This window comes from Embleya sp. NPDC056575 (genome assembly GCF_042793325.1).
Classification (GTDB): Bacteria; Actinomycetota; Actinomycetes; order Streptomycetales; family Streptomycetaceae; genus Embleya.
In genome coordinates this window covers 73,273-94,528 of record NZ_JBHTVA010000038.1, presented here as the reverse complement: position 1 = coordinate 94,528, position 21,256 = coordinate 73,273, and the positions used below count along the sequence as shown (strand labels likewise).

Below are 21,256 nucleotides of genomic sequence, written 5' to 3'. Positions count from 1 at the left end.
TTGCGGTCAGTTGACCACGCGTCCGGTGAACGCGGCGAGCCGGTCCGCGGCCGGCGCGTCCGGGTCGACCGGCTGCTCCGGGCCGAACGCGCGGCCCTCGCCGCGGGCGGCGTCCGGAAGCGTCTGCCGCATACGCTCGAGCAGTTCCTCGGCGAGTTCGGGGTCCAGGTCGCTCGGCCGGCCCAGCGCCCGGGCCAGGTCCCACGCGTGCACGAAGATGTCGCCGGTGGCCATGCCGAGCAGGAAGCCGCCGGTCCGCTCGCCGAACGGGGTCTTGATGGCGGCGGCCACCCGCTCCGGAGTGAAGGTCGCGACCATCGTCTCGACCGCCGCCTCGAAGTCCTCGCGGGGGTCCTCGGAGACCGGCTCGTTCGGCCCGGTCAGCGCCGACGCCAGACCGCGCTGCGCGCCGGTCGTATGCGCCAGCAGGGCCCGGACGTCCCATTCCGAACACGGACACGGCAGGGTCAACTCCGCGTCGCCGACCTCGGCCAGCAGCAGGCGGAAGCTCTCGACGGCGCGCCGATACTGGGTGATCTGGTCCACGAAGGCTCCTCGGGGGTGACGCCGCGCCCACGCGGCGTGATGTCCGGGTGACGGGAGACGAGCAGCGGACAGGCTACGCCCAGGCCCCGAAGCCGCGATACGTCGCGGTTGGGGAATGATGACGCCCGCACGAATGTTTCGTCTCGGGTGCGTCCGACACCGGGGCCACCGGTATACCCGACCCGCGCCCGTCCCGTACACCGCCCGAACTTCCCGCGCCCCGGCGCGCCGTCGCGGCCCGACACCGCGCGCCGGCCCCGGGCCCCCGATCCGGAAGGCTGGAGAGCAAGTGAAGGTCGAGATCTACAGCGATATCGCGTGCCCGTGGTGCTACGTCGGCAAGCGGCGCTTCGAACGCGCGTTGGCCGTGTTTCCCGGCGGCGAGGACGTCGAGGTCACGTACCGCCCGTACGAACTGGACCCGAGCACGCCCACGGAACCGGCCCCTCTGCGCGAGCGGCTGGCGAAGAAGTTCGGCGCGGACAACCTGGACACGATGAACGCCCGGCTCGCCGAGATCGGCGTGGGCGAGGGCATCACCTTCGACTTCGCCAACGCGCTGGCCGTGAACACGCTGACCGCACACCGGGTGTTGCGGCTCGCGCTGACCGAGTACGGGCCGGCCGCCCAGGCCGCGCTCAAGGACCGGTTGCTCGCCGCGTACTTCACCGAGGGCGAGAACGTCGCCGACCACGCCCGCCTGGCCGAGTTCGCGGTCGAGGCCGGCCTGGATCGTGATCGGGTGCTCGCCTACCTGGCCTCCGACGAGGGCGTCGCCGAGGTGCGGCGGGAGATCGACCAGGCGCGGGAGATGGGCGTCACGGCGGTGCCGACGTTCGTCTTCGAGGGCACGTGGGCGGTCCAGGGCGCGGAGGAGTCCGCCACCTTCCTCCGGGTGCTCAAGCAGGTGCGGGAGGGTATGCGCGAGCGCGACGGTTCGTCGTCCGCCCCGGAGCCGGCCGCCGGCGACGCGTGCGCCGACGGCTCCTGCGCGGTGTGAGCACGCTGGGGGAACGGGCCGAGACACCGTCCGTCGCACGGCTGCGTCGTGCGCGCTTCGCGGCCCTGTTCGTCTTCTTCGCGTTCAGCGCCGCGGTGGCCGACTTCCTGGCCCGGATCCCCCAGTTCAAGGAGGATCTGGACCTGGACAACGCCCAGTTGGGCCTGGCCCTGCTCGGCTCGCCGGTGGGCGCGCTGGTGGCGGTGCAACTCGCGGGCACCGCCGCCGGGCGCTGGGGCAGCAGACGCGTCGCCCGGGTGTCGGTGATCGGCGGCTGCCTGTCCCTGCTGCTGCCGGCGTTCGCGTGGGACTTGCCCTCGCTCGCGGTCGGGTTGCTGGTCCTGGGTGGCCTGATGGGCTTCACCGATGTCGCGGCCAACGCCCAGGGCGTGGCGATCGAACAACAATTGCGCCGCCCGATCATGAACAGCCTGCACGGCGGCTACAGCCTGGGCGGCCTGTTCGGGGCCCTGATCGGCTCCGGCGCGGCGGCGCTCGGCATCACCCCCAGGGTGCACCTGTCGATCATGGCCAGCGTACTGGCGGTCGCGGTGTGGGCGGGGTCGCGGGCACTTCTGGGTCCCGCGGACGACCCCCATGTCCGCGAGCCGGTACGCGCGCCGGAGACCGCCACCGACACGGACCGCGCACCCGCCCCGGCCGAAGGCGGCCTGGGCCGACTGCTCGCGGGCTACCGCGCGGTGGTCCTGCTCGCGCTGATCGGCCTGTGCTCCTTCGTCGGCGAGGGCGCGGTCGCCGACTGGAGCGGGGTGCACCTGCGCGAAACGCTGGACAGTTCGGCGGGCGTCGCCGGCCTCGGCTTCGCGGGGATGTCGGTGGCCATGGCGGCCGGCCGCTTCGCGGGCGACCACGTGGTGGAACGCTTCGGCCCGGTGCGCGTGTTGCGCGTGGGCGCGCTGATCGCCGCGCTGGGCATGACGATCGCGCTGGTCACACCCTGGCCGGCGGTATCGGTACTCGGCTTCACCCTGTTCGGCATCGGCGTGGCCCCGGTCGCCCCGGTGACGTTCAGCGCGGCCGGCAACACCCCCGGGGTTCCGGCGGCATGGGCCATCTCCCGGGTGACCGGCATCGCGTACATCGGCCTGCTGGCCGGCCCTCCGGTGATCGGCTTCATCGCCCACCACACCAGCCTGACCACGGCTCTGGCCATCCCGGCGGTACTGGTGGCCGTCATCGCCCTCACCGCGGGAGCGGTGCGCCGCTGAGCGGTGGTTCGGCACCGAACCGGGGCAAGTCATGCCCGAACGGGACAGGTTCGGTGCCCGATCGCCGTCGGTCGGGCGCCGACCCGGGGCCGGAGCGGCACGCCTCCGACAGCCTTGCGGCGCAACACGACCGGCTGTCCCGGCACTTGATCGACATGGGCACAGGTCGACGAATCGCCGGCGGACAACCCACGCGCGCCCGGTGTGCGGGGCGGCGGAACCGGTCCACGCCGGCGGTGCCGGCGCCGAGGGCTCGTGCCCCGCTCGCGCCCTCGGACCGCCCGACGGCCGTCCCACGCCCCCCGACATGTGACTCTCCCGACCCCGGCTCCCCATCGAACCCGCCCGAGCGGCTTCCGGCGGCCCGCGCCACGCCACACCCATCCGATCTCCAGATAAACGGAGTACAACGATCCGGTAAATCCCAACGAATGGTTGGCAAACGGGCACCCCTCCCCGGGTGTAGAAATCAGGATATAGACATGTGACAGCCGACGCTCGACCCCAAATCGCTCGATATCAGGACCTGTATTGCCATGCGACACAATCCGTTTTCCTTCACAAAGTTAACTTACGCGTGTCAACATTCGGCACCGTATGCGGGTCGGCGTGCGCATTACCCACCGGCAACTGCGAGCACACGTACGAATGCCGCTAGGCTCTGCCCGTCGTGCACGGAATAGGACGCGATCCGCGTCACCGAAAAGGCAAGACCGGAAAGTGCGAATCATCGGGAAAATGACGTACTTGACAAGCGGAAGAATTGACTCCGCATCCCTGGCTCTCTCCCCCGCCCCCTCCCCCCTCTCGGCACCGATCGGGTGGTGGACAAACTGAATATCACTCGCAAACTCGTCCTGCTCGTCGCCGTGCCGCTCACCGTGATGGTGGGTTCGGCGGGCCTCGCCGTGTCCACCACGACCGGCGAAGCCCTGGACGCGAATCGCCTGCGCTCGCTGACCAAGGTGTCCGCCGAGGCGGGCGAACTCGCGCACCGGCTGCAGAGCGAACGCGCCGCGGCCACCGCAGTGTTGTGGCCCGACTCCGGCGCGCTGGCGGCGTACCACCAGCGCACCGCCGCGACGGACGAGAGCGCCGCGCGCTACCGCAAGCTGCGCAAGGACCTCGGCTCGATCCCGGGCAACACGAAGGAACGGTTGCGCAAGCTGGACGCGGGCCTGTCCGACCTGGTCGCGCTGCGCAAACAGGTCCAGGAGCCCAAGGGCACCTCGCTGACCGCCGTCGTCTTCCGCTACCGCATCCTGATCGCCGCCACGCTCGACTACCGCGACAGCGTGGCCCAGGCAGGCGGCGCCGGCCCGGACAACTCGGACCGACTGCGCGCGGCGGCGGCACTGTCCCACGCCACCGAATGGCTCGGCCAGCAACAGAGCGCGGTGTTGCGTGCGTTGGCCGCCAAGACGCTGTCGCCGGCCCACCAGCAGGACATCCTGGCCACCCGCACCGGCTACGACGAGAGCGAGTCGTCGTTCGAGTCGCTCGCCGACGCCGACTGGATCCCCTGGCTGGAACAGGCCCAGACCGGGCCCGAGATCCAGGCCGTGCACCTCCTCGAGGACGCCGTCTCCCGGATCCGCGTGGACAGCTCCGTCTTCATCTCGCAGGTCGAGTGGACCAAGGCGACCAACGACCGCATCGCCAAGATGAGCGATGTGGAGCGCAAGGTCGACGCCTCCGTGCTGTCCTCGGTCACCGACGAGCGCGACTCCCGCCGCTGGTGGGCGATCGGCCAGGGCGGCGCGGTGCTGCTCGCGCTGATCGCCGCCGTGCTGCTCGTGCTGCGACTCGGCCGGCCGATGACCCGTGAGCTGGTGCGTCTGCGCGACACCGCGCACGACGTGGCCTACACCGGTCTGCCGGAAGCGGTCGCCAAGCTCCAGCAGGGTCGTTCCCTCGACGGCGCGACCGCCGAGGAGATGGCCGAACGCGCCGGCACCCCGATCGAGGTGCGCGGCAAGGACGAGATCGCCGAGGTCAGCTCGGCGTTCAACACCATGTTCACCGCCGCGGTCAAGATCGCCGCCGAACAGGCGGTCCTGCGCGCCGGTATCGCGACCGTGCTGGTCGCCCTCGCCCGCCGCAACCAGCGTCTGACCGACGGTCTGGTCAAGGTTTTGGACGAGGCCGAGGCGCACGAGCAGGACCCGGACCGGCTCAAGCGGCTGTACTCGCTGGACCACCTGGTCCAGCGCATGGGCCGCAACAACACCAGTCTGCTCGTGCTCGGCGGCGAGGGCACCGCGCGCGTGCGCGAGGACGCCCTGCTCCTGGACGTGGCGCGCGCGGCGGTCGGCCGGATCGAACGGTTCACCCGGGTCGACCCCGGCGCGGTGGACCCGCGCATCCTGATCGCCGGTCGGGCCCGCGACGACGTCGCACACCTGCTCGCCGAACTCATGGACAACGCGACCAAGTTCAGCCGCCCGGAGACCTGGGTGGTGCTCCAGGCGAACCGGCGCGGCGACGGCGCGGTGCTGACCGTGACCGACAGTGGCGTGGGCATCACCCCCGAGCGACTGGCCGCGTTCAACGAACGCCTGTCCTCGCCGGCCCAGTTGGACGTGCACGCGGTGCGCACGATGGGTCTGACCGTGGCCGGGCACCTCGCCGCGCGCTACGGCATCACCATCACCCTGGTGCCCGGCCCCCAGGGCGGCACGGTCGCCGAGGTGGATCTGCCCGAGACGATCGTGGTCTTCCGCGATCGCCCCGGCCGACACCGCGCGGGCGCGCCGAAGAACGAGGCGCCGGCACTGCCGAAGCCGACTCCCACGCGCGCGATCGACAGCGGCGTACGTGCCGGCGGTCACCCCGACCCCGGTCCGTTCGAACCCGTGCAGAACGTGTTCACGCCGGTCAAACCGCAACCGGTCAGCGACGCGAGCGCCCCGGGACCGCAGGTACCCGCGCCCTCGGGCCTGCGCTTCACCGGCTCCCGGCCGCCCGCTCCGGCGGCACCCACCCCGCCGACGCTCGCTCCGCCGATACGCACGCCGGCGAACCCGGCGGCACCGGCGAACCCGGCGACACCGGCAAACCCGGGCACACCGGCCGGCCCGGTGAATCCGGCATTCCCGGGGACCCCGGCGACGCCGGACCGGTCCGCCGGACGCGGGGCCGAAGCCCTGCCCCCGCGTTTGACTCCGGAACCCTCCGAGTCCGGCCGCACCACCAACAAGGGCCTGCCGCTGCGAGTACGCCGGGACACCCCGACCGTGCACCCCGGCACGCCCCCCGCGCCCGCCGCGCCGCTGGTCGGCTCGGCCGGGGCACCCGCCCGGGCGAACCCCGCGACGCCGGACCGCCGAGACGCCCGCCAGGTGTCCGCGGCGATGTCGGCCTTCGCCCAGGGCATCGGGCACAGCCGGGCCCGACGCGCCCCCTCGCCCCGCCCCGACGGCGGCGAACCGGATCCCAAGGAGAGATCGTGACCCACCCCACCGCAGCCGATCTCAGCTGGCTGCTCAACGATTTCGCCACCCGGGTGCCCGATGTGCTGCACGCCGTCGCGGTCTCCGCGGACGGCCTCGTGGTGGCCAACACCAGCACGCTGCCGCAGGACCGCGCCGACCAGCTCGGCGCGGTCGCGTCCGGCCTGGTCAGCCTTCTGGCCGGTGCCGCACGACTGTTCGGCACCGACCCGGTGGCCAGCAACCTGACCGAGATGAACGGTGCGTTCATGTTCTCGATGCAGGTCAGCGACGGTGCGTCGCTGCTCGTGCTGGCCTCGCGCGAGTGCGACATCGGCCAGGTCTCGTTCGAGATGGCCGAGCTGATCAACCAGGTCGGCCCGGCCCTGACCCCGGCGGCACGAGAGCGCTTCCTGCACGTGCAGCGCGGCGCGCTGGGCTGACCGACGCACCCTCGCGTCCCTCCCGACGCGACCCATCCCATCCCATCGATCGACCGCTGTACCCGTCCGAACCCTGGAGCACGTCATGACCCCGGCAAGTCCCATATCCCGTCGCTCGTTCCGCGTCAGTGCCGCGGGACTGCTCGCCGGCGCGCTCGCGTTCACCGCCGCGTGCAGCGGCAGCGCGGCCGACGACAAGAAGGGCGGCTCGTCCTCGGGCACGCTCAAGATCGGCCTGACGATCCCGCTCACCGGTGTGTACGCGGCGCTCGGGCCGGACCTGCAGAACGGCTTCCAGACCTACCTGGACCAGCACGGCGGCAAGCTGGGCGGGCACAAGGTCGAGCTCGTGATCACCGACGAGGGCGACGGTCCGCAGACCTCGGTGCCCTCGGTGACCAAGCTGATCAAGCAGGACAAGGTCACCGCGGTGGTGGGTCTGTCCAACGCCGCCACGGTGGCGGCCAACGTGGACCTGGTGAACGACAACAAGGTGCCGATGATCGGCGCCGTCGGTCGCCCGGGCGAGATCAAGCGGCAGGACTACGTCTGGCACACCAGCTACCTCTCCGAGGAGCCGGGCGTGGCGGCGGCGCCGTACATCAAGGAGGCCGTGCAGGGCCCGGTCTACGCGATCGGCCCGGAGTACCAGGGTGGGTTCGACCAGCTGCGCGGCTTCACCGAGACGTTCGACAAGCTCGGCGGCAAGCTGGCCAACCCGGACGGCAAGACCAAGTGGACGCCCTTCCCGGCGACCACCAACTTCCAGCCGTACTTCAACGAGATCAAGAACTCGGGCGCCAAGGCGGTCTACACGTTCTACGCGGGCACCGCCGCGGTGAACTTCGTCAAGCAGTACAAGCAGTCCGACATCAAGGACATCCCGCTGTACGCGGCGGGCTTCCTGACCGAGGGCGCGGTGCTCGGCGCCGAGGGCGACGCGGCCAAGGGCGTGCTCACCTCGCTCAACTACACGCCCACGCTGGACATCCCGGCCAACCGCTCGTTCGTCGCGGCCTACCAGGCGAAGTACAACGCGCTGCCGACGATGATGTCGGCCACGATGTACGACGCGGCCGCCGTGCTGGACAAGGCGATCGCCGCCGCCGGCGACAAGGTCACCCCGGAGGCGGTCAACGCCCAGATCGCCAACACCGGCAAGGTGGACAGCCCGCGCGGTCCCTGGGAGTTCAACGCCAAGTCGCACGCCCCGGTGCAGAAGTGGTACCTGCGTGAGGTCAAGCAGGACGGCACCGCGCTGAGCAACGTGATGGTCCGCGAACTCGGCACCCTGGGCTGACGGCGGATCGGGAGCGAAAGGGAGCGTGCCGTGGGCTGGTTCGACGACAATTTCATCCCGGCCCTGGACGGAGTGGCCTACGGGTTGCTGCTGTTCGTCGTGGCCGCGGGCCTGACTCTGGCCTTCGGTTCGGGCGGGGTCCTCAACCTCGCGCACGGCACGCTCTACGCGTTCGCCGCCTACACCGCCACCGAGGTCGCCGACGGCTCGTGGCTGGGCCTGGTGCTCGCGGTGCTCGCGGGGATCGCGGCGGGCGCGGCCGGCGGCGGGGTGCTCGCGGTGATGACCGCGCCGATCGCCGGCAGAGGACACATGGCGCAGGCCATGTTGACGTTCGGCGTCGCCCTGGTCGGCGGCGACCTGCTGATGACCGTGTTCGGCAAGGAGGACCCGCAGGTCTCGGTGCCGAGCGCGCTGGAGAAGCCGGTATCGATCCTGGGCCACAACTACCCGGGCTACCGTCTGGCGTTCATCGTGGTCGCCGTCGCGCTCGGCGCCGGCGGCTGGTACGTGCTGGCCCGGACCCGGATCGGCGCGGCCGTGCGCGCCTCCGTGGACGACCCCGAGATGCTCGCGGCCGGCGGCATCTCGCCGGCCCGGGTGCGCTCGGGCGTACTGATCGCGGCCGGCGCGCTGGCCGGTCTCGCGGGCGGTCTGGGCGCGCCGATCATCGGCCCGTCCACGTCGGTGGCCAACACCGTGCTGTTGCAGTCCCTGCTGGTCGTGGTGATCGGCGGCCTCGGCTCGGTCGGCGGCGCGCTGCTCGCCGCGATCCTGGTCGGCGAGGTGCAGACCCTCGGGGTCACGCTGATGCCCGACTTCGCGCCGTATCTGATGTACGCCACGATGGCCGTGATGCTGATCGCGCGGACCGCGCGCTTCGGCCCGACGGGGAGCCGAGTATGACCACCCTTGCAACGGCCGTCCTGCGCGCGCGTACCGCGCTGCACTCGCCGCGCGGGATCCTGGCCGGTCGCATCCTGGCCGTGGCGGCGATCGTGTGGCTGGTCGCGGCGCCGTACATGGTCGACCTGTTCACCATCATCCTGCTGTCCCAGGCGTTGTCCCTGGGCCTGCTCGCGGTCAGCGTGGCGGTGCTCGGCGGCGGCGCCGGGCTGCCCTCGCTCGGCCAGGTCGCGCCGTACGCGGTCGGCGGCTACACGGCGGCGATCCTGGCCGACCACGGCATGCGGATCGGCGTCGTCCACACCCTGCTGGCAGCCGCGGCGGGCGCCCTGTTCAACGCGCTCACCGCGCCGATCGTGGTCCGCACCCGCGGCGTCACGGTCCTGATGATCACGCTGGCCGTCGGCGAACTGGTGCGCACCGCCGCGGAGAAGTGGAAGTCGGTCACCGGCGGTACCGACGGCAAGTCCGGCATCCCGCCGATCGAGCCGTTCTGGGGCATGGGCGACCTCGCCGACGACGTGGACACCTACTGGTACGTACTGCTCACCACCCTCGTCGTGATCGCCCTCACCGCGCTCGTGCTGCGCTCGCCCGCCGGGCTGCTGCTCGACGGCGCGCGCGAGAACGAGACCCGGATGCGCGCGACGGGCCACCCGGTGACGGGCTATCTCACCGTCACCTACATCGGGGTCGGCGCCATCGCGGGTGTCGCGGGCGCCCTGTTGATCTCGATCCAGCGCTACATCTCCCCCTCACACATCGGCTTCGACACCTCCTCGCTGGTGCTGCTCGCGGTCGTCATCGGCGGCGGCGCGTCGCTGGTGGGCGCGATGATCGGCGCGGCACTGATCGTGTTCACCCGGGACTGGCTGTCCGGTCCGTGGCCGGGGCACGGGCCGCTGCTGCTCGGCCTGCTGTTCCTGATCGCGGTGTACACGCTGCCGGGCGGCCTGGCCGGGGTGGTCGCGGGCGGACCGCGCGCGGCGTGGCGAAGTCTGGCCAAGGTGATCCGGCCGGACGGGAAGTCCACGGAAGCGGACGAGACGGCGGCGAACGAGACGGCGGCGGACGAGTCGGACGCGGGCAAGTCGGACGCGAACGAGTCGGACGCAGACGAGTCGGACGCAGACGAGTCGGACGCGGGCAAGTCGGAGGCGGGCAAGTCAGAGGCGGGCAAGCCGGACCTCGCCAAGAAGGCGGCGGACGCGAGCGCCGAAGTCGCCCCCGACCCCGACGCGTTGCTCACCATCACCGGTCTCACCCGGCGCTACGGCGCACTGGCCGCGGTGGACGGTCTCGACCTGACCGTGCGTCGCGGCGCCCGGCACGCGCTGCTCGGTCCCAACGGCGCGGGCAAGTCGACCGTGCTGGCGATGATCGCGGGTGCGAACCCGGTCACCTCGGGCAGCATCGTCTTCGACGGTCGCGACATCACCGACCTGGCCCCGGCCCGGCGCTCCCGCCTGGGCATCGCCCGCGCGTTCCAACAACCCGCGGTGGTGCCCTCGTTGTCGGTCCTGGACAACGTGACGCTGGCCGCCTGGCGGCACACCCGGCGCGGCGGCATCGCGTGGCGTCCGGCCCGCTACCGCGCCCTCGCGGGCGAGGCGGCGATCCATCTGGAGACGGTCGGCCTGACCGCCCGCGCCGACGAGGTCGCCGGCGAACTCTCGCACGGCTCCCGCCGGTTGCTGGACATCGCGATGGCACTCGCGGGGCATCCGAAGCTGCTGCTCCTGGACGAGCCGGCCGCGGGTCTGACCGACACCGACATCGAGTTGCTGGCCGACGTGCTCAAGGCACTGCCCGCCGAGGTGACCATGGTCCTGGTCGAGCACAACTTCGCGCTGGTGCGTGAAGTCACCGACACCGTCACGGTGTTGGCCTCGGGACAACTGCTCGCCACCGGCACGCCGGACGAGATCGCCGAGGACCGGGCGGTGCGCGACACCTATCTGGGCGCGTCCGAGCCCGAGCACCAGGAAGTGGGCTGACATCGTGCTGGAGATCGGCGAACTGACGGCGGGTTACCAGGGCGGCTCGGTGCTGCACGGGGTCGACCTGAGCGTGCCCGAGGGCACCGTGCACGCGCTCCTGGGCGCCAACGGGGCGGGCAAGTCCACCCTGATCCATACCGTCGCGGGCCTGCTCAAGCCCTCCGGCGGACGGGTCGAACTGGCCGGCACCGACCTCACCGGGCGCCCGGCGCACCGGGTCTCGCACGCGGGCATCGGCCTGGTGCCGCAGGGTCGGCGGGTGTTCGCGAGCCTGACCGTGGCCGAGCATCTGCGCCTCGCCCACCGCAAGCACGCCGCGTGGACGCCCGCGCGGGTGTTGGAACTGCTGCCGCGACTGGGCGAGCGGGCCGGCAACCGCGGCTCGCAACTCTCCGGCGGGGAACAGCAGATGCTGGCCATCGCCCGGGCACTGCTCGGTGGTCCGCGGCTGATCCTGCTCGACGAGCCGACGGAGGGCCTGTCCCCCGTGATCGCCGAGCAGATCCGGCAACTGATCACCACCCTGGCCGACGAGGGCCTGACGATCCTGATCGCGGCACCGCAACTGGGCTTCGTACAGGGCATCGCGGACCGGCTGACCGTGCTGTCCACGGGCCGGGTCACCGCCCGGATGACCGCCGCCGAGGCGGCGGCCGACCCGGAGCCGATCCTCGCCGCACTGGCCCCGGGTGTGGCCCACGTGGGCTGATCCACATCGCGCCGGTCGGGATCAGCCCGACCGGCGCCCGCCGGGGCTCACAGGTCCACGCGTCGGATCTCCAGCGTGGTCCAGGCCCCGATGTGCACCCGGTCGCCGTCCTTCAGGTGCACCGGGTCGCGGTGCACCCGGTCGTAACCGGAGTTGATGGTGGTCCCGTTGATCGCCCCGAGATCCATCAGCTCCCACGACCCGTCTCCACACCGCAGCAACATCGCGTGCCGACGCGAGACGCCCGGGTCGGTGATCGGAATCTCGGGCGGAGCGGAGCTGGTACCCGCGTTGCGCCGGCCGATCCGCATCGACTCGCCGGTCAACTCCACCGTCCACGGCTCTTGTTCGTGCGGGAAGTGCATGTTGTGCGCGTCCGGGCCGTCCCACTCGAGCACCCGCAGGAAGTAGTCGTGATCGGGGACGACCCGCACGGTCCACAGGGTGCGGGTCGGGGGTGGAACCTCGTCCTTCCGCCGGCCGTGCTCCTCCTCGTCGTCCGGAGGCGGGGGCTCCACTACGATGCCCGTGTCTCCCCGCGGGGGGTTCTCGTGCCCGCAGCCCTCACAGAACTGGTCGTCGGGGGTGTACTCGGTGGCACAGATCCGACAGATCAGCGTTTCCGTGGGCGGCCGTGCGGGCCCGTCGCCAGGGTCTTTCCGCCCCGGATCGTCCATGACGGTCATGGTGCGCCCGCACTCGTCGCAGTAGTCCGCGGCGGTGGACTGATGGCCGACCGGACAGATGTGCATGAGCGGACCTCCTTCCTGTTCCCCTACCCGACCCGACGTCGCCGAGCGGCGACGCTCAGTCCCGGATGGGCGGTCCGACACGGGCGGTCTTGTGCGACTCGACGTCGATGATCATCATGCCCTCCTCGTCGTTGCGCAGCCGACTGGTGCCGTCGGCCTCGACCTCGACGACCCGGCGGAGCAGCTTCGCGGTGTGCTCGTCGCCCGCCTCGTCGGCCAGTTCGAGAGCCTGGACCAGGCGTGCGGTCGCGGTGGTCTCGTCCCCCCGCGTGCGCGCCTCCAAGCCTTCCTGGACGGCGTTGGCCAGTTTCTCCCGGCCGGTGACCTTGGCGACCTCGGAGTTGATCCGGGTGGACAGTTCCTCGTCGTCGGTCCACTGCGCGAAGACGCCGGCCTTGGCCAGTTCCAGGCCGCCCGAGCCGTCCGGCAGGACCACCGAGACCTGGCACGGCCGGCGCTTGCCGCCCGGGTTGACCTCGTCCGGTTCGACCTCGAGGCAGATGTGGTAGTGCTTGCTCTCGCCGCCCCACGAGCCGGTCGGGTAGTCACCGGCGTTCGGTCCGACGTCGGTACGCCGGGCGGTCAGGTCGTCGATCACCGGGTAGGTCTGCTTGACGTACTTCACCCGCGCGTTGTTGATCGTCCGCACGCGCAGGGCCACGTCGGCCACGGCCTTGCCCATCGCGTTCTCCATCATCCTGGTGAAGTCCGCGACCAGGTCGGCCGGTTGGCTCACCAGGCCGATGTCGCCGAGCAGCGCGTTGGAGATCTTGCGCACCTCGTCCACTCGCCAGTCCAGGCCGATGCCGCGGCAGTCGCAGACGAACACGCCCTCGCAGTAGGCGATCGCCTCGGCCAGGTCCTGCTCGCGCTCGCTCTCGTTCTTGCCGTCGGTGAGCAGGATCGCGTGCCGGATCGCGTCGCGGTGCGGTTCGAGCAGCCGACGGGCCATCAGCAACCACTGGCCCATGGCGGTGCCGCCGCGCGCGCGGAGCTTGTCCACCTCGCGCTTGGCCTCCTTGCGGCTGCGGTCGTCCGCCGGTACCAGCACCTCGTCGAACGGGTAGACCATCGACGCCATGCCGGTCCCGGAGACCACCGCGAACAGCGTGCCGTCGCGCAGCGTGTCGATCGCCGCCTTGGTGGCCTGCTTGGCCGCCTTGAGCTTGCTGGAGGGGAAGTCCATCGAACCCGAAGTGTCCACCATGATGACCTCGGCACCGCGCCTGGCGGAGGCCGGACCCGTCGGCAGTCCGGAAGCCTTGATGTGCGCCACGGCGTGGACCTCGTGTCCACCCATCGGCAGGTACGCGTTCTGGTTGATCTCGATGGTGAATTCGGGGGCGCCTGACATGAATCCGACTCCTTCGCGTCTCGGGTCAGTCGTGGAGGGGGCCGCGCGCGGCGTCCCCGGGCGGGAGATACGGGATGAGTGCGACGGTGATGTTGTCCGCGCCGCCCTGGTCCAGGGCGAACCCGGTGAGCAACCGGGCCGCGGCCAACGGCTGTTCCAGCGCGTCCGGGAGCACCATCGCGGCCAGCGTCGGCGCCACCGAGAGGTAGTTCCACAACCCGTCGCTGCACAGCAGCAGCACGCCGGGCCCGGAAGGGCGCACGCTGGTCACCCGGGGCCGCACCTCGCCGGCGTCGGCGCCGAGCCAGGACACGATCGCGTGCGCGCGCCGATCCGCGTACGCCTCGGCCTCGGTCATCGCGCCGAGCGCGATCATCCGGGTCGCCCACGAGTCGTCCTCGGTCAGCAACGCGGAGGGGGTACGCCGGCCCTGCTCGTCGTCGGCCCCGTCCGACTCCCCGACCGCCCCGCGGGGCAGCGTGCTCGCGCCGGGCAGCGTGTCGTCGCCGTCCGCCGGATCGTCGGCCCCGCTGCCCGGGTCGGCCAGCCAGTAGGCGCGGCTGTCGCCCACCCAGCCCACGGTGATCTCGCCGGGCGCCATGATCGCCGAGACCAGGGTGCACGCGGGCGCGTTGCCCTGGTCCTCGATGCCGGGCATCCGGGCCACCGCGCTCGCGGCGGCGGCCACCCCGGCGCTGGTGGCCTTGGCCGGCGCGCATCCTTCGATCAGGGTGGCCGCCATCGTCGCGCACGCGGTCGTGGCCGCGGTCGCCGACGCCTCGTCGGGCCGCGGCGAGGAGGACACCCCGTCGCAGACCACCGCCACCACCCGCTTGCTGCCGTCGGGCATCTCGAACGCCCGCAGCGCCGCGGAGTCCTCGTTGCGCCGGTGGCGCAGGCCCCGGTTGCTCACCATCGCGACCAGGCCGCTCAGGTCGCTCTCCACGTGGTCGCGCGGGTTGAACGGCCGCCCGCACGCCTCGCACCAGCCGTCCGAGCCGATGGTGGCGGTGCCACAGGCGGAGCAAACCGGTCCGTGTCCGCTGGGCGTGGGTACTCGCCGGGGCGGCGGACGTTCGGCCACCGGGGTCGCGGGGATGTCCAGGTCGTAGCCGCACGACTCGCAGTAGCGGTCGTCGGCGTCGCCGGGCAGACCGCAGGACGGACACCCGTCGGGGACGGCCGTCGCGGGCGGCTCGGGAGGCGGGGCGGCCTCGCCCCCGTTCGGGGGGCCCCCGAGCCCGGTCGCGTCCAGTCGTCCATATCCAGCCACTCTGATCACACCCATGTCCACGGTCGTACTTCGTTCGCCCGGTCGACGAGCGCGATGCGCTCCGCATGCGTGGTCACATGCCGGGCCAGATCGCGGTAACACTTTTCCAGGGCGAACCGCAGAGGCTTTTCCTTCAACTCGCTGCCGAGCACCCTCGCGGTTCCATCCGCGCCCCCGGCGCCCGAATTTCCCCCGTTCGCACCCGCCTTCACCCACTCCAGGGCCGTCTCCAACAACTCCACGGCGAGCCGGTCGTGCGCCTCGCCCTCCAGCCGCAGCGCACCGAGCCGATCGGACGCGGTGGTCAGGTCCGGCCCCAGCGGCTCGATCGCGGCCCGACCGCTGATCCGGGTGCGCAACGCCGCGGTCTGCGCGGCGACATGGTTGGCCGAGGTGTCCGGCACGCTCTCCAGGATGCGTACCGCGCCCGCCCGGTCGCCGGTCGCGAGCAGGCAGCGCGCCAGTCCGAATGCGGCCGAGACGTACGCGTGGTCGGTCGACCAGACGCCGCGATACTCGGCGGCGGCCTCCTGGTGACGGCCCATCAGCTCGCGGCAGGCGCCCAGCGCGATCCGCGGCGCGGGCTCGCCGGGCAGCGCGCCCCGCACGCCGTCGAAGAACTCGTGGGCGCGCGGCGGATCGTGCTGGGACAGTGCGGCCAGCCCCTCGAACCAGGGCAGTCGCCAGTCGTCGGCGTCGATGTCGGCCAAAAACGCCCGGGCCCGCACCACGTCGCCCTGTTCGATGCACATTCGGACCAGGCGCAGCGTGCCCTCGGCCGAGGAGATGCCCGCGGCGGTGAGCGCGGAGAGCAGTTCGTCGGGGTCGGTGGTGGCGACCGTGGCCAGCAGGTTGGCGGCCGGGTCGAGGGGGTCGACCCGGGGCACCGGCAACGCGCCCGCGATCACCGCGGGATCGGGCGCGGGCGCGAGCAGGCCGGGTTCGGTGTTGCGCGCGGCCACCTCGGCGTGCACCACCCGCGTCTCCGGCCCGAACAGGCCGGACACGCCCGGGCGCGGCTCCCCGGAGCGGATCGCGACCACCTCGCGCAGCACCGCGACGCACTGCTCGGCCATGTCCGCCGCGGAGGCGAAGCGCTGCTCCGGGTCGGGGTGGGTGGCCCGCAGCAACAGGCGGTGGTAGGACTCGAATTCGGTGAACAGCGGCACGTCGGCGGCGGGCGGCAGGGAGGCCTTGTACTTGCGGGTGTAGCCGGCGAAGTAGAAGCTGAGCACCGCCATCGTGCGACCGATGGTGAACAGGTCGGACTCCACCGACGGTTCGGCCCGCACGGTCTCGATCTCGGGCGCCTGGTAGCCGACCGTGCCGTAGGTGAACTTGCCCGGCCGGGCCAGGTCGGTGACCGCGCCGAGGTCGATCAGCTTGAGCTGGTCCTCGGTCTGGATCACGTTGTCCGGCTTGAAGTCGCAGTAGACCAGGTTCTGTTGGTGCAGGTAGCCGAACGCGGGCAGGATGTCGATCGCGTAGGCCAGGACCTGCTCGACCGGCAGCACGGCCTTGGGGTCGACCTCGCGCATCTGCTTGAGTCGGTCCATCAGCGACAGGCCGCCGACGTACTCCATCACCAGGTAGGTCTCGTCCTGGCCGGTGAGCGGGTCGGGGTGCTGCACGACGGTCTGGATGTGCACGATGTTGGCGTGCTGGATCTGGGTGAGGATGCGCTGTTCGGCCAGGGCCGCGGCACGCGAGTCGGGGTCGTCGCTGCCCAGCAGGCCCTTGAGCACGACCCACATGTTGTGCGCGGCGGTGTCCTGGGCGAGGTAGACCCAGCCGAAGCCGCCGCGGGCGAGGCAGCCGATGATCCGGTACTGGCCGACCATGTCGTCGCGCTGGAGCTTGGGCGCGAAGGAGAACGGCGTGCGGTCGCGCGGGCAGAAGCCGTTGGCCACCCCGGGTCGGCCGCCGCGCCCGCGCCCGACGGGCTGTTCGCACTTGCGGCAGAAGCGCTTCTCCTCCGGGATGACCGGATTGCGGGCCAGCGCGCTCTCGGGGTTGCGGCGCGGCACGTTCGGCATCTCGACCAGCCCGCCGCCCAGCCGCCGACTGGTCCCGGTGCTGCCGCGTCGCGAACTGCGTCCGGAGGCGCTGCGCGAGGAGGACGAACCGGCGGTGCCGGCCGTGCCCGACGTACCGGAGGTGCCCGCCGTCCCGGAGACCCCGGACCGCCCGGTCCTCGGGTCGGGCACCGGCGCGCCGGTCGGCAGCGGCTCGTTGCCGCACGCGTTGCAGAAGCCGTCGTCGATCTCGCCCGGGCAAGGCGGGCGATTGCACTTGATCATCTCTGGTCCCCCTTGTCGTCCGGACGATCCTTGCGTTGCGCGGCGATGACCGCCTCCTGATAGCGGGTCACCACCCGTACCGCCACGTCGAGTTCACACGGTGCCCGCCACAACAACTCCTTGGCGTGGTCGTACAGCGATTCGAGCACGGCCTCCTCGCCGTGTCCGCCGCGCGCGGCCATCGCCCGGTAGGACTGCACGAGGCCGCGCAGTTCGTCCCGCCGGGCCAGTGGCGCGTCGATGTGCCCGCGGGTGGCGGCCAGTCGGTCCCGGGCGCCCTGCGCGTCGTTCTCCAGGGCGCTCAACTCGCGCGAGACGCGCACCCAGTCGCCCTGTGCGCCGAGCCCGGAGACGGTGGTCACCCGCTCCCGCAGGCCGGCGGCGCGCAGCGGTACCTCCGGTACCCGCTTGTCGCTGATCCGGGTCAGCACATGCGCCCGCCGCCGGATCGTGTCGCCCTCCTGGTAGTCCAACTCCTCCAGCACGCCCGCGAGTCGCCGGACCCGCTCCTGGAAGCGGGCCCGGACGATGGTCAGGTGCCGCACCTCGTCGGCGACCCGGCGCAGTTCCGCGTCCAGGGCGTCGACGTCCACGCCGCCGATGCGCCGGTCGTCGCCGGCGGTCAGCGCCAGCGGGTCGCTCGCCACCAGGCTACGGGCCGTCTCCAGGCGGCGGCGGACCCCGTCCAGCGCGGCGCTCTGCTCCGGCATCGTGTCGGGGCCGCCGAGTTCGGCGATCCCGGCCTCCACGGCGGCGATGCCCGCGTCGACCCGGTCCAGGGTGGGCACCAGGCGGGTCCAGACCGCGTCCGCGGCCTCCACGACGGCGGTCGCCTCGCTCCAGGCCGGCGCCATGTCGGCGACCAGTTCGCCCAGGCTCATCCGGTGTACGTGCATGGCCGGGTCGAGCAGGCCGCGCTGCCCGATCGGCACGTCGCGCGCGGCGAGTTCGGCGGATTGTCCGAGCAGCAGGAAGGACAGCTCCTCCAGCTCGGGCCGTTGCGGCTTGCCGCGCCGTGCGCGCAAGGTCCGGGCCCGATCCAGGACCGCGCCGTACGCCTCGCGGTGTCCCCACAGCAGCGCGATCGCCCGGCGGCCGACCTCCCAGCGCTCGGCGGTGCGACCGGTCAGCGTGCCGCCTTCGAGCAGTTGCCGGCCCGGGTGGCTCTCCAGCTCCATCAGGCCGGCGGTGATGCCGTCGTACTCGCCTTCGTGACGCACGATCAACTCGTCGATCTCGTCGCGACCGAGTACGCGGGGGGCTCGGTTCACGGGGCGTCCCGATATTCGGCCTCGGGCGGCGCGGGCGTGTCGGCCCCCAGCGAGGTGCCCAGATACTCCCGGTACAGCTCGCCCCATCGTCCGTTGCGGCGCAGTTGTTCGAGCACCGCGTTGACGAACCGGACGAAGTCGCCGCGGTTCTTGGCGATCGCCATGCCGTACGGCTCGAAGGTGAGCTTGTCGCCGACCACGATGGTGAAGACGTGGTCCTGTGCCTGGAGTCCGGCCAGGATCGTGTCGTCGGTGGTGACCGCGTCGGCCTGGCCCTGCTGGAGCAGGACCAGGCAGCCCGCCCAGGTGTCGCCCTCGATCACGTTCACCTGCGGGGCCTGTCGGCGCAGCAGGCCGATCGAGGTGGAGCCGGGCACCGAGCACACCCGCATGCCGCGCGGCAGGGCGGCCAGTCCGCCCGCGTAGTCGGCGCGGTCGGCGGTTCCGTCGCGTTGCACCAGCAGTCGCTGGCCGGCGCGGAAGTAGACGGAGGAGAACTCGACGCTCTGCCGACGCTCGCAGTTGATCGTCATGGTCTCCGCGACGATGTCCACGTCGCCGCGCGCGATCGCCACCGTGCGGTCCTCGTTGCGCACCACCCGGAACTGGATGCGGTTGGGGCCGGCGTCGCCGAAGATCGCCTTGGCCACCTCGCGGAGCAGGTCGATGTCGAAGCCCCGCAGCGTGTTGGTCTTGGGGTCGACGAAGCCGAACGGGAAGCTGCTCTGGTCGATGCCGGCGATCAGGAAGCCGCGCTTGCGCAGGGTGTCCATGGTGCTGCCGGCGGGCAGCGCGGTGGGGGCGGGCAGGGAGCCGGTGGGGCGCAGGCTGGCCAGCACGTTCGGGCAGGAGGCGTCCGGCCCGGGGGTGGCCTCGGCAAGTGCGCGCGGCGCGCCGGCGGGGGGCGCGGCCGGGCCGGCGTGGACGCGCTCGGCCGACCCGGCGCCGCACCCGGCGACGGTCAGCGCGAGGGCGCACACCAGTGCGGGCAGGGCGATGCGGGTGCTCATGGCCGGTTGTACCTCCCGACCTCGCGACGGACGCCGTCCACGGTCGCGGCGGCGGCGATCAGGGCCAGGACGCCCATGCCGACGCCGAGGCCGCCGAGCGAGTCGCGGCCCTGGCGGACCGAGCGGGCGAAGTCGCCCTGGTCCTCGGTGACCGCGGCGGCCAGCGCCTCGTCGATCCGGGTGAAGGCCGTGCGCGACGCGCCGTCGGCCTTGGTCACCTTGGCGACGGCCTGTTCGAACTGGCCGTTGCCGTAGAGCGTGATGACGTCGTCGTGGGCCTTCTTCCAGTCGGCGGCGGCGGCCCGCGCGGCCTTGACCTTGGCGAGCGTGCCGGCGTCGGAGCGGGTGACCCGCTCGGCGGTGGCCAGCATGCCGGTCACCGCGGGTCGGCCGTCGCGCGCGTCGACGCCGACGAGCCTGCCCCACACCTCGTTGAAGTCGGCCTCGTACTGGCCGTTGTCGCTGCCGCGCATGACCAGGGTCAGGCTCTCGTCGCCGTGGGCCTGCAGGGTCAGGAAGCGGGCCTGGGCCAGCGTCTCGACCGGTCCCCAGCCGTCGCTGCGGCTGCGGTCGAGGTGGTCGCGCGAGTCGCCGGAGGCCGCCCACAACCAACCGATCGACACCAGGGTGGCCAGGCCCGCGATCAGCAGGCCGATGTTGATCCGGCGGTGGGTGCGCCTGGCGAAGAACCACAGCGCGCCGGCGCAGGCCGCGAGGGAGACCAGCAGCAGCGTCAGCGGTATCCACGGGGTCGAGGTCGCGTCGTGGTGGTCGCCAGCGAGGCGCTTTTCGGCGATGTCGTGCAGGGCGGTGGCGGCGGGCAGGATCTTGGCCCGCATCACGTTCTTGGAGGCCGAGCGCAGGTAGGCGGCGCCGACGGTGTTGCCCTGCCGGGTCTCCGCCCGGGCCCGCTCGACCAGGCGCGCGTATTCGGGCAACTGCACGCCGATGACCGCGAGTTTGTCGGCCACCTCGCCGGAGGCGCCCGCGGCGGTGGCCTCGATCAGCTTGCGCGACGCGGTCTCGATCGCCTGCTGGTAGCGCTCGCGCACGTCCGCCGATTCGACGCCGCCTTCGAGCAGTCCGGCCGCCGCGGTCGCGTCGGCGTCGGCGAGGGCCCGGTAGATGTCCTGGGTCTTGACCCCGAGCGGTTCGCTGCCGGTGGCCACCGCCTTGGCCGCGTCGGCGCGCCGGCCCACCTCGAGGACCGCGAACAGTCCGGCGAGCAGGCTGATCAGGACCAGGGCCACGCCCGTGACGAGCATCAGCCCCGGGGTGGTGTTGCCGACACGAATCAGCCGGCCCACGGATATCCGGCGGGGGCGGAACACACGGGGAGAACGGCCCGCCGCCCGTGCGGGCGTCCCCGGACCCGGTGCTTGCGAAATCGGAACGGCTGCCGCCAACGCCTTGCCTCCCCCACTGTCGCGTGTGCCCCCTGCCGGTCGACCCGACACACCCTGCGGTCTTCGTCGAACGCCGAACATCGACCGCCGAGGTGCCCGGTGAACGCCGTCACCCAGAAGTTATCGCGAGCGTGTCACAGCTCCCGATGGTCTTCCCTCGTTCTCCCCGCAAGACCCCTCAGGGCCAGGACACTACCGCTGCCGGCGGCCCACGTGAGCGCGAGACCGGTTCCGATCGGCCCGGCGGCGGGCGGCGGATCAGCCCGCTGCCGGCGGTGCCGGCGGCGTGTGCGCGCGATGCCGGCGCCCCGGGTGACTCTGGGATC

Annotated in this window: 16 protein-coding genes; 8 read left to right on the top strand and 8 right to left on the bottom strand. The window is 72.1% G+C overall.

Annotated elements, in window-relative coordinates:
* Window positions 1-6: 6 nt before the first annotated feature.
* Window positions 7-546: a TIGR03086 family metal-binding protein gene (locus tag ACFRCG_RS28130; RefSeq protein ID WP_380036459.1), complete on the bottom strand. Its 540-nt coding sequence runs from the start codon at window positions 544-546 to the stop codon at window positions 7-9.
* 289 nt (window positions 547-835) lie between these two features.
* Here ACFRCG_RS28130 and ACFRCG_RS28125 point away from each other — a divergent pair, with 289 nt between their 5' ends.
* From ACFRCG_RS28125 to ACFRCG_RS28090, 8 genes are all read left to right on the top strand, one after another.
* On the top strand, window positions 836-1,546 hold the full coding sequence (locus ACFRCG_RS28125) for a DsbA family oxidoreductase (protein WP_380036457.1): 711 nt from the start codon (window positions 836-838) through the stop codon (window positions 1,544-1,546).
* Window positions 1,543-2,775 (top strand): MFS transporter, encoded by a 1,233-nt coding sequence (locus ACFRCG_RS28120; RefSeq protein WP_380036455.1) that lies wholly within the window; start codon window positions 1,543-1,545, stop codon window positions 2,773-2,775. The genes ACFRCG_RS28125 and ACFRCG_RS28120 overlap by 4 nt, the downstream gene beginning before the upstream one ends.
* An 824-nt stretch (window positions 2,776-3,599) precedes the next feature.
* The gene (locus tag ACFRCG_RS28115; protein ID WP_380036453.1) at window positions 3,600-6,227 is read left to right on the top strand and encodes a nitrate- and nitrite sensing domain-containing protein; all 2,628 of its coding nucleotides are present in this window, start codon (window positions 3,600-3,602) and stop codon (window positions 6,225-6,227) included.
* Window positions 6,224-6,649: a roadblock/LC7 domain-containing protein gene (locus tag ACFRCG_RS28110; protein ID WP_380036451.1), complete on the top strand. Its 426-nt coding sequence runs from the start codon at window positions 6,224-6,226 to the stop codon at window positions 6,647-6,649. Before ACFRCG_RS28115 ends, ACFRCG_RS28110 begins: the two co-directional genes overlap by 4 nt.
* A gap of 85 nt (window positions 6,650-6,734) precedes the next feature.
* Window positions 6,735-7,949, top strand: coding sequence for an ABC transporter substrate-binding protein (locus ACFRCG_RS28105; protein WP_380036449.1), 1,215 nt, complete (start codon window positions 6,735-6,737; stop codon window positions 7,947-7,949).
* Between the two features lie 30 nt (window positions 7,950-7,979).
* Window positions 7,980-8,855 carry a branched-chain amino acid ABC transporter permease gene (locus ACFRCG_RS28100; protein WP_379996480.1) on the top strand — a complete coding sequence of 292 codons (876 nt, stop codon included), beginning with the start codon at window positions 7,980-7,982 and terminating at the stop codon, window positions 8,853-8,855.
* The gene (locus ACFRCG_RS28095; RefSeq protein WP_380036447.1) at window positions 8,852-10,852 is read left to right on the top strand and encodes an ATP-binding cassette domain-containing protein; all 2,001 of its coding nucleotides are present in this window, start codon (window positions 8,852-8,854) and stop codon (window positions 10,850-10,852) included. Before ACFRCG_RS28100 ends, ACFRCG_RS28095 begins: the two co-directional genes overlap by 4 nt.
* A 4-nt stretch (window positions 10,853-10,856) precedes the next feature.
* A complete protein-coding gene (locus tag ACFRCG_RS28090; protein WP_380036445.1) occupies window positions 10,857-11,564 on the top strand; it encodes an ABC transporter ATP-binding protein in 708 nt (235 codons plus the stop codon).
* A 47-nt stretch (window positions 11,565-11,611) separates the two neighbouring features.
* Here ACFRCG_RS28090 and ACFRCG_RS28085 read toward each other — a convergent pair whose 3' ends face one another.
* The 7 genes from ACFRCG_RS28085 to ACFRCG_RS28055 are packed head-to-tail and all read right to left on the bottom strand — an operon-like array spanning window position 11,612 to window position 20,831.
* Window positions 11,612-12,316 (bottom strand): FHA domain-containing protein, encoded by a 705-nt coding sequence (locus ACFRCG_RS28085; protein WP_380036443.1) that lies wholly within the window; start codon window positions 12,314-12,316, stop codon window positions 11,612-11,614.
* A gap of 55 nt (window positions 12,317-12,371) precedes the next feature.
* The gene (locus ACFRCG_RS28080; protein WP_380036441.1) at window positions 12,372-13,670 is read right to left on the bottom strand and encodes a VWA domain-containing protein; all 1,299 of its coding nucleotides are present in this window, start codon (window positions 13,668-13,670) and stop codon (window positions 12,372-12,374) included.
* 25 nt (window positions 13,671-13,695) lie between these two features.
* Entirely contained in the window at window positions 13,696-14,958 is a 1,263-nt protein-coding gene (locus ACFRCG_RS28075; protein WP_380036439.1) for a protein phosphatase 2C domain-containing protein, read from the bottom strand.
* The gene (locus ACFRCG_RS28070; RefSeq protein ID WP_380036437.1) at window positions 14,949-17,243 is read right to left on the bottom strand and encodes a tetratricopeptide repeat protein; all 2,295 of its coding nucleotides are present in this window, start codon (window positions 17,241-17,243) and stop codon (window positions 14,949-14,951) included. Before ACFRCG_RS28070 ends, ACFRCG_RS28075 begins: the two co-directional genes overlap by 10 nt.
* Window positions 17,240-18,514, bottom strand: coding sequence for a hypothetical protein (locus ACFRCG_RS28065; protein ID WP_380036435.1), 1,275 nt, complete (start codon window positions 18,512-18,514; stop codon window positions 17,240-17,242). The genes ACFRCG_RS28070 and ACFRCG_RS28065 overlap by 4 nt, the downstream gene beginning before the upstream one ends.
* On the bottom strand, window positions 18,511-19,524 hold the full coding sequence (locus tag ACFRCG_RS28060; protein WP_380036433.1) for a glutamate ABC transporter substrate-binding protein: 1,014 nt from the start codon (window positions 19,522-19,524) through the stop codon (window positions 18,511-18,513). The genes ACFRCG_RS28065 and ACFRCG_RS28060 overlap by 4 nt, the downstream gene beginning before the upstream one ends.
* Window positions 19,521-20,831, bottom strand: a complete 1,311-nt coding sequence (locus tag ACFRCG_RS28055; RefSeq protein WP_380036432.1) for a hypothetical protein — start codon at window positions 20,829-20,831, stop codon at window positions 19,521-19,523. Before ACFRCG_RS28055 ends, ACFRCG_RS28060 begins: the two co-directional genes overlap by 4 nt.
* Between the last annotated feature and the right edge of the window lie 425 nt (window positions 20,832-21,256).